The 9,117-nt window shown below is 70.5% G+C and carries 8 protein-coding genes; 6 read left to right on the forward strand and 2 right to left on the reverse strand.

The features are described from left to right. Positions 1-155 precede the first annotated feature (155 nt). Both ACFWY6_RS41300 and ACFWY6_RS41305 read right to left on the reverse strand, forming a co-directional pair. Positions 156-428, reverse strand: a complete 273-nt coding sequence (locus tag ACFWY6_RS41300) for an antitoxin (RefSeq protein WP_384701795.1) — start codon at positions 426-428, stop codon at positions 156-158. A 24-nt stretch (positions 429-452) separates the two neighbouring features. Continuing rightward, positions 453-797, reverse strand: a complete 345-nt coding sequence (locus ACFWY6_RS41305; RefSeq protein ID WP_384701798.1) for a hypothetical protein — start codon at positions 795-797, stop codon at positions 453-455. 182 nt (positions 798-979) lie between these two features. On the opposite strand from ACFWY6_RS41305, the gene miaA reads away from it, so the two are divergent. From miaA to hflX, 6 genes are all read left to right on the forward strand, one after another. Beyond that, entirely contained in the window at positions 980-1,918 is a 939-nt protein-coding gene (gene miaA, locus ACFWY6_RS41310; RefSeq protein WP_384701801.1) for a tRNA (adenosine(37)-N6)-dimethylallyltransferase MiaA, read from the forward strand. A 107-nt stretch (positions 1,919-2,025) separates the two neighbouring features. Continuing rightward, positions 2,026-2,481 (forward strand): hypothetical protein, encoded by a 456-nt coding sequence (locus tag ACFWY6_RS41315; RefSeq protein ID WP_384701817.1) that lies wholly within the window; start codon positions 2,026-2,028, stop codon positions 2,479-2,481. Positions 2,482-2,556: 75 nt separating this feature from the next. Continuing rightward, complete coding sequence (gene dapF / locus ACFWY6_RS41320; RefSeq protein ID WP_384701804.1) at positions 2,557-3,471, forward strand: diaminopimelate epimerase; 915 nt, start codon at positions 2,557-2,559, stop codon at positions 3,469-3,471. Positions 3,472-3,613: 142 nt separating this feature from the next. Continuing rightward, complete coding sequence (locus ACFWY6_RS41325; RefSeq protein ID WP_384701807.1) at positions 3,614-5,758, forward strand: RelA/SpoT family protein; 2,145 nt, start codon at positions 3,614-3,616, stop codon at positions 5,756-5,758. A 121-nt stretch (positions 5,759-5,879) separates the two neighbouring features. Further along, positions 5,880-7,376 carry a M1 family metallopeptidase gene (locus ACFWY6_RS41330; protein WP_384701811.1) on the forward strand — a complete coding sequence of 499 codons (1,497 nt, stop codon included), beginning with the start codon at positions 5,880-5,882 and terminating at the stop codon, positions 7,374-7,376. A gap of 173 nt (positions 7,377-7,549) precedes the next feature. Beyond that, positions 7,550-9,049, forward strand: a complete 1,500-nt coding sequence (gene hflX / locus ACFWY6_RS41335) for a GTPase HflX (RefSeq protein WP_384701814.1) — start codon at positions 7,550-7,552, stop codon at positions 9,047-9,049. The last annotated feature ends 68 nt before the right edge of the window (positions 9,050-9,117 follow it).

Consider the following 9,117-nt stretch of genomic DNA (forward strand, 5'->3'; position numbering starts at 1 on the left):
GTGTGTTTTGTGTGTTGTTGTTTCTTTTTATTTTCTACATCTTCCGGGGGGGTGTGTGTGGTGCTTTCGCACCCCCCCCCCCACACCGCCGGTGCGGGTCGGCCGATGGCTCGGCTGGTGGTGCCGGGCGGATGATGCGGCCCGTGACGTGTCCTTCAGGGGGTCGGCGGGGGCGTCGGAGGGGTGGTGCCGCCACCGCCCGCGTCCTTGCCTTGGCCGGATGCCCCGGCGATGCGGTCCACGGCGTGCTTCGCCTTGCCCGTGCCCGTCTGGATCTTGTCGCTGTACTTGCCCTTGGTCTTGGCGTCGACCACCTTCGCGGCCTTGTCGAGACCGTGGTCGATCTTGTCCCCGTGCTGTTGCGCGAGTCCTGAGACCTTGTCCTTGGCCGGGGCGAGCTTGTCCTTCAGTTTGTCCAGGAAGCCCATCGTTACCTTCCCTCACTGGGCGAGCTACTTGCGGGCGCCTTCGCCGGCCTCGCTGTCGGCGGCCTCGCCCGCGGACTGCTGCTTCGGGATCTCCACACCCTCGGCGGCGGCCGCATCCGCGTTCTCGGCCTGCTCCTCGGCTTCGGGCTCGGTGTCGTCCGTGGCGGCGGAGGTGGCCTTGTCGTCGGCCTTGTCCCCGGCCTTGTCGTCGGCCTGCTCCTTGGCCTCCGCCCCGGTCCCGGCCTCGGAAGTCTCCTCAGTCTCCTCGGCCGCGGCCGGCTCGGCCGTCAGGGTGTCGGCCGCCGCCTCAGTTGTCGACGCCTCTTCCGAATCCTTGGACTTCCTGCGGAACCGTGAAAAAACACCCATAACTACTCCATACGTTACTCGTGTGGGCGAAATGCCGTGCCGCCCGGTGCGCCCTGTTGCGCCACCCGGGTCACCGGTCCTCGAAACCGGCGGCCGGAACCTCGCAACAGGCAACGACCCCGGACCAGGGGCGTCACGTAACTCGTTCGGGAAGTGGCCGAGAGGTTTGCGAGACTGGGGCGGTGAGTAGCGCAGCTCCCGCCCCGCGGGTCATCGCCGTCGTCGGTCCGACCGCGGCAGGAAAGTCCGATCTGGGCGTATTTCTCGCCCAGCGTCTCGGCGGCGAAGTCGTCAACGCCGACTCCATGCAGCTCTACAGAGGGATGGACATCGGGACCGCAAAGCTGACGCTCGAAGAGCGCGACGGAGTGCCGCACCGCCTCCTCGACATCTGGGACGTCACGGAGGCGGCGAGTGTCGCCGAGTACCAGAAGCTGGCTCGCGCCGAGATCGACCGTCTCCTCGCCGCGGGGCGCTGGCCGATCCTGGTCGGCGGCTCCGGGCTCTACGTCAGGGGAGCCGTCGACCAGCTCGAGTTCCCCGGCACCGACCCCGCCGTAAGGGCCCGCCTGGAGGAGGAACTGGAGCTGCGCGGATCCGGAGAGCTGCACGCCCGCCTCGCCGCCGCCGACCCCGGAGCGGCGCAGGCCATCCTGCCCAGCAACGGCCGCCGGATCGTCCGCGCCCTTGAGGTCATCGAGATCACCGGTAAGCCCTTCACCGCCAACCTCCCCGGCCACGAATCCGTCTACGACACCGTCCAGATCGGCGTGGATGTGGCCCGCCCCGAGCTCGACGAACGGATCGCCACGCGCGTGGACCGCATGTGGGAGGTCGGCCTCGTCGACGAGGTGCGTGCCCTGGAGGCCGTGGGTCTGCGCGAGGGGCGTACGGCGTCGCGTGCGCTCGGGTATCAGCAGGTGCTCGCGGCGCTCGCGGGGGAGTGCACCGATGACGAAGCGCGCGCCGAGACCGTGCGCGCCACCAAGCGCTTCGCGCGCCGCCAGGACTCGTGGTTCCGCCGCGATCCGCGTGTGCACTGGCTCAGTGGTGCGGTGGCCGATCGGGGGGAACTCCCGGCACAGGCACTGACGTTGGTCGAACGAGCGGTCACAGCCTGATCACGTGATGGCATCGGGACGCTCCGGCGGTCATCCCGGCCCCTGGCGCCGTGCCATCATCGACCATCGATCGACCAGTGGAGTCCGGAGTGGGAGGGCGGATGGCGATGGAGGCCGGCCCTCGTGACACCGCACATGACGGCGGCGAGCTGACCCCCGACGGGCCCGACGCGGCGCTTGACGGCGTCACCGACGACGGGCCCGGCGCGGACGAGATGGCCGCCGCCGAGGTCGAGGTCGAACTCCGCCCGCAGCGCCGGCTGCGCATCTGGCAGCTCGCGCCGATCGTCGTCCTCGCCGCGGCGGGCTCGCTGATGTTCGCCTTCCCGCTGGCCTTCGAGTTCGGTGACGGCGGTGCCGTCGTCGCGATGCTCGGACTCCTGATCAGCTGCTGCGCGGCGGGCTGGGGCATGATGGCCGCGCGCCGCGTCGGGCACACCTGGCCGGGGCTGCCCGAGCGTGGTTCCGGCAAGCGCCCCGACTGGCGCGTCGTCTCCGCGTACGCCCTGGTGTTCCTGGCCGCCGCGGTCCTCGCCGTCTGGCGGGTCGCGCGCCTTCGCTGACGGCGTCGTACGAGGTCAGAGCCCGTCCGGCGACCGCCGGGACGGAGTGTCGTAGCCACCCCGTACGATCGAGGAATGAGCACGCGGATCGCTTTCCTCAAGGGGCACGGGACCGAGAACGACTTCGTGATCGTCCCCGACCCCGACAACGCCATCGAGCTGTCCCCGGCCGCCGTGGCCGCCCTGTGCGACCGCCGCGCGGGCATCGGGGGCGACGGTCTGCTGCACGTCGTGCGGTCCGCGGCGCACCCCGAGGCACAGCATCTGGCGGACCGGGCCGAGTGGTTCATGGACTACCGCAACGGCGACGGTTCGATCGCCGAGATGTGCGGCAACGGAGTGCGTGTCTTCGCCCGCTACCTGCAGCGCGCGGGACATGCCGGCGAGGGTGATCTGGCCGTCGCGACCCGTGGCGGCGTGAAGACCGTGCACATCGCCAAGGCCGAGGCCGGCGGGGACATCACCGTGGGCATGGGCAAGGCGATCCTCCCCGAAGGGGACGTCACCGTCTCCGTGGCCGGCCACCACTGGCCCGAGCGCGACCTGGACGTGGCCGACCACCTCTGGCCGGCGCGCAACGTGAACATGGGCAATCCGCACGCCGTGGCCTTCGTGGACGACCTCGACGAGGCGGGCGCCCTGCTCGCCCCGCCGCCCTTCAGCCCGGCGTCGGCGTATCCGGACGGCGTGAACGTCGAGTTCGTGGTCGACCGCGGCCCGAACCACGTCGCCATGCGCGTCCACGAGCGCGGCGCGGGCGAGACCCGTTCGTGCGGCACGGGCGCGTGCGCCGTGGCCGTGGCCGCCGCCCGCAGGGACGGCGCGGACCCGTCGGCCACCGGCACGCCGGTGACGTACACCGTAGACCTGCCCGGTGGGCGCCTGGTGATCACCGAGCGCCCCGACGGCGAGATCGAGATGACCGGCCCCGCGGTGATCGTCGCCGAAGGCGAGATCGACGCGGACTGGCTCGAAACAGTAATCCCGTGAACTGTCGCTCGAATGGGTGATCCGTTTCACGCTCGGCGAGAGGCGGTCAGCGGCGCGTGATGGGCTCGGTAGCATCAAGCACCGGCCCGGACGGACCATGCTGTCGTCCGCTCACCGCCGGTCGGAGCAGCCGGAGGTGCCCATGAGTGCGGAGGCCACAAACCCTGCGATGTCTGGTCCCGTGACGCCCGGAGCACAGCGCAGGCGCGGTCGTCCGCGGCTTGACCTGCGCAGGCTCGGCCGGGCGGCCCTCATGGGAGGGGCCACGCGCGACCGGCTTCCGGACGCGATCGGCCATGTGGCGGAAGCCCATCGCGCCCACTACCCGGACGCGGACCTGGAGCCGCTGCGCCGCGCGTGGGTCCTCGCCGAGTCCTCCCACCGCGGCCAGATGCGCAAAAGCGGTGAGCCGTACATCACACATCCGCTCGCCGTGACGCTGATCCTCGCCCAACTGGGCGCGGAAATCACGACCTTGACCGCGTCGCTGCTCCACGACACCGTCGAGGACACGGATGTGACGCTCGATCAGGTGCGCACGGAGTTCGGCGACGACGTCTGCTATCTGGTCGACGGCGTCACCAAGCTCGAGAAGGTCGACTACGGAGCGGCCGCCGAGCCGGAGACCTTCCGCAAGATGCTCGTCGCCACCGGCAACGACGTACGCGTGATGTCGATCAAGCTCGCCGACCGTCTGCACAACATGCGCACGCTCGGCGTCATGCGCCCCGAGAAACAGGCGCGGATCGCCAAGGTGACCCGGGACGTGCTGATTCCGCTCGCCGAGCGGCTCGGCGTACAGGCGCTCAAGACCGAGCTGGAGGACCTCGTCTTCGCGATCCTCCACCCGGAGGAGTACGAGCAGGTCAAGTCGCTGATCGCGGCCGACGCCGAGCGCGAGGGCGACCCGCTGGAGGAGACGGCCGACGACGTACGAGGAGTGCTGCGCGAGGCCGGCATCACCGCCGAAGTTCTCATCAGGCCACGGCACTTCGTCTCCGTCCACCGTGTGCACCGCAAGCGCGGCGAGCTGCGCGCGGCGGACTTCGGGCGGCTCCTGGTGCTGGTGAACGAGGACGCGGACTGTTACGGCGTCCTCGGCGAGCTGCACACCTGCCTCACGCCGGTCGTCTCGGAGTTCAAGGACTTCATCGCCGTACCGAAGTTCAACCTCTACCAGTCGCTGCACACCGCCGTGGCCCGCCCCGACGGCGAGGTCGCCGAAGTCCTCATCCGTACGCACCAGATGCACAAGGTGGCCGAGGCGGGCGTCGTCGCCCTGCGCAATCCCTACGCTCCTCCTTCGGAGGAGCAGTCCGACTCCGCTTCCGGTGACGCCGTGGACGACGGTGAGCGCGCCGACCCGACCCGGCCCGGCTGGCTCTCCCGGCTCCTCGACTGGCAGCAGGCGGCCCCCGACCCGGACACGTTCTGGTCCACGCTGCGGGAGGACCTCGCCCAGGACCGGGAGATCGCCGTCTTCCGCCCCGACGGCGGCACGCTCGGACTGCCGGCGGGCGCGACGTGTGTGGACGCCGCCTACGCCCAGTACGGCGAGGACGCCCACGCCTGCATCGGCGCGCGCGTCAACGGCCGCCTGGCGACGCTCAGCACGGTCCTGCGGGACGGCGACACGGTGCAGCTGCTCATGGGGCAGGACGTGGCGTCCGGGCCCTCACGCGATTGGCTCGACCACGCCCGCACCCCCGCCGCCCGGATCGCCATCCGGCGCTGGCTCACCAGCCACCCCGCGCCCACCTCTCAGGCCGCTCCGCCAGAGCAGCCGGCGCCCGCGCCCCCGCAGCAGCCCGCCGACTTCCCCCGCCCCGCCGCGGCGAACGCCGTCGTGGACCGGGAGGGCGCGAGCGTCCGCCTCGCGGGCTGCTGTACGCCCGTACCGCCCGACGAGGTGACCGCCTTCGCCGTGCGCGGCGGTGTCGTGACCGTGCACCGCGTCGAGTGCCCCGCGGTCGCGCGCATGAAGGAAGTGGGGCGCGCCGAGGTCGGAGTGCGCTGGGGGGACAGCGCGGGGTGCCGCGTGACGCTGACCGCCGAGTCGTTCGGGCGGGCACATCTGCTGGCCGACCTCACCGAAGCCATCGCCCTGGAGGGCGTCGAGATCATGTCGGCGACCGTCGAGCCGCCGACCCAGCAGCGTGTGCGCCACACGTACACGCTGCAACTCCCGGACGCGGCAGGCCTGCCCGGCCTGATGCGGGCGATGCGCGCGGTGCCCGGCGTATACGACGTGAGCCGTGCGCAGCATCCGGCGGCGGCCACTTCGTAGCGGGCGGCAGACGTCAATCGGGGTCTGCCCGACGGCCGCCGGGGAGGCATCCTGGACTCGTTCGGGTGGCATGGCGCGCGCCGACACCGGCGTCGAAGCCCCGCGCTGATAGCGGTGGTTCATGCTGCTCACCCCCCGGGCCAAGGCCGCACGGCCGAAGACCCTCCGCATCGCGACCGCGCTCCTTGCCGCGGCCGCCTCCGCCACCCTGCTCGCCGCGAGCGCGCCGTCACCGGCCACTCCGCTCGGCATCGGCGACCCGCTCTTCCCGCACCTGGGGAACCCCGGGTACGACGTCGCTTCGTACGACATCTCCTTCGACTATCGCGGCGACAACAAGAAGCCGCTCGAAGCCATGACGGTGATCGACGCCCGCGTGACGTCCCCACTGGAGCGGGTCAATCTTGACTTCGCGCACGGCAAGGTCCGCTCCGTCACCCTCAACGGCGCACCCGCCCGCTTCGCCTCCACCGGTGAGGACCTGGTCGTGACGCCGCAGCGGCAGCTCGGCCAGGGCGACTGGATGCGGATCATCATCCGCCACACCAGCGATCCCACACCCGGGAAGAACGAGGAAGGCGGCTGGGTGCGTACGGACGACGGACTCGTCATGGCCAACCAGGCCGATGTCGGGCACCTCGTCTTCCCGTGCAACGACCACCCCGCGGACAAGGCGCGCTTCACGTTCCATGTGACGGCCCCCAAGGGACTCACCGCCGTCGCGAACGGCCTCCCCATGGGGCAGACGCGGAACGCGGGCAGCACCACCTGGGCCTACCGCTCCCACCACCCGATGGCGACCGAACTGGCCCAGGTGTCCATCGGCCGCTCCTCCGTAGTGCACCGCTCCGGGCCGCACGGTCTCCCCGTACGCGATGTGGTGCCCACCAAGGACCGCCAGAAGCTGGAGCGCTGGCTGAAGAAGACGCCCGACCAGATCGGCTGGATGGAGGAGAAGGTCGGCCGCTACCCCTTCGAGACGTACGGCGTGCTGATCGCCGGGGCGCGGACCGGCTTCGAACTGGAGACGCAGACACTCTCTCTCTTTGAGAGAGACCTGTTCACACGGCCCGAGTTCCCCGAGTGGTACGTGGACTCGATCATGGTGCATGAGCTGGCGCACCAGTGGTTCGGCGACAGCGTGAGCCCGCGGTCCTGGTCCGATCTGTGGCTCAACGAAGGCCACGCCACCTGGTACGAGGCACTCTTCGCCGAGGAGCAGTCGGGGAAGTCGGGGACGTCGCTCGAGAAGCGGATGCACCAGGCCTACCGGCAGTCGGACGTCTGGCGTGCGGCCGGCGGGCCGCCCGCGGCTCCGAAGAAGCCCGCGCCGGGGCAGAAGATCAGCATCTTCCGCCCTGTGGTGTACGACGGCAGCGCCCTGGTCCTCTACGCGCTCCGGCAGGAGATCGGGAAGGACGCCTTCGACCGCCTTGAGCGGAAGTGGGTGCGCACCTACCGGGACGGGAACGCGGCCACCGCGGACTTCGTGCGCCTCGCCTCCGAGACCGCGGGGCGCGACCTGGGCGGATTCTTCGACGCCTGGCTGTACGGCGCGAAGACGCCGCCGATGCCCGGGCATCCGGACTGGCGTAAGGCCGCTCCCGCCGGGAAATAACCCATGTGACGAGACGGGCCGTTCCGTGCAACCATCTTCTGGTCGGCGTCGCGGCCGGTCTCCGGGAGAACCCTTCGGGGGAATCTCAGGGCCGACGCGGGTCGGCCCGGGGAATCCCGGGACGGCCCCGAGCGTTGACGACTATGACGGAATCCCATCGACGTAAGGATCCAATGACCTCCTCTTCTTCCCCTTCCCAGGACGCGCAGAGCCTCGCGCAGAACTACCCCGAAGGTCTTCGGGCCGATGCCCTGATGGAAGAGGACGTCGCCTGGAGCCACGAGATCGACGGAGAGCGGGACGGCGAGCAGCTCGACCGCTCCGAGCGCGCGGCTCTGCGCCGTGTCGCGGGCCTCTCCACCGAGCTCGAGGACGTCACCGAGGTCGAGTACCGACAGCTCCGCCTGGAGCGTGTGGTGCTCGTCGGTGTGTGGACCTCGGGCACCGTGCAGGACGCGGAGAACTCGGTCGCCGAGCTCGCCGCCCTCGCGGAGACTGCGGGCGCGCTCGTGCTCGACGGAGTCATCCAGCGCCGCGACAAGCCCGACCCGGCGACGTACATCGGATCCGGCAAGGCCCAGGAGCTGCGTGACATCGTCCTCGAGACCGGGGCCGACACCGTGGTGTGTGACGGTGAGCTGAGCCCCGGCCAGCTGATCCACCTCGAAGACGTCGTCAAGGTCAAGGTGGTCGACAGGACCGCCCTGATCCTCGACATCTTCGCGCAGCACGCCAAGTCCCGAGAGGGCAAGGCGCAGGTCGCCCTTGCCCAGATGCAGTACATGCTCCCGCGCCTGCGCGGCTGGGGTCAGTCGCTCTCCCGTCAGATGGGCGGCGGCGGATCCAGCGGTGGCGGCGGCATGGCGACCCGTGGTCCCGGTGAGACCAAGATCGAGACGGACCGCCGTCGGATCCGCGAGAAGATGGCGAAGATGCGCCGGGAGATCGCGGAGATGAAGACGGGCCGCGACATCAAGCGCCAGGAGCGCAAGCGCAACAAGGTGCCTTCGGTCGCCATCGCCGGTTACACGAACGCGGGCAAGTCCTCTCTGCTCAATCGACTCACGGGCGCGGGCGTCCTGGTGGAGAACGCGCTGTTCGCCACCCTCGACCCGACCGTGCGCCGGGCCGAGACGCCGACCGGCCGGATCTACACCCTGGCCGACACCGTCGGATTCGTCCGGCATCTGCCGCACCACCTCGTCGAGGCGTTCCGCTCCACGATGGAGGAGGTCGGCGAGTCCGACCTGATCCTGCACGTGGTGGACGGTTCGCACCCGGTGCCGGAGGAGCAGCTGGCCGCCGTGCGCGAGGTGATCCGCGACGTGGGTGCGACCGACGTACCCGAGATCGTGATCGTCAACAAGGCGGACGCGGCCGATCCGCTGGTGCTCCAGCGGCTGCTGCGCAACGAGAAGCACGCGATCGCGGTGTCCGCGCGTACGGGCGCCGGCATCGACGAGCTGCTCGCGCTGATCGACGACGAACTGCCGCGGCCCGAGGTCGAGATCGAGGCCCTCGTGCCGTACACGCAGGGTCAGCTCATCTCGCGGGCGCACGCCGAGGGCGAGGTGCTCTCCGAGGAGCACACCGCCGATGGCACGCTGCTCAAGGCGCGGGTGCACGAGGAACTGGCGGCGGATCTCACGCCGTACGTTCCGGTCGCGAGCTGAACGCGGGCTCCGGCAGGCGTAGTTCACGCATCGGCTGACACGGCGAAGGCCCGCCCCCTTTCCTAGGG

Origin of the sequence: Streptomyces sp. NPDC059037, from assembly GCF_042740015.1 — a bacterium.
Taxonomy (GTDB): Bacteria; Actinomycetota; Actinomycetes; order Streptomycetales; family Streptomycetaceae; genus Streptomyces.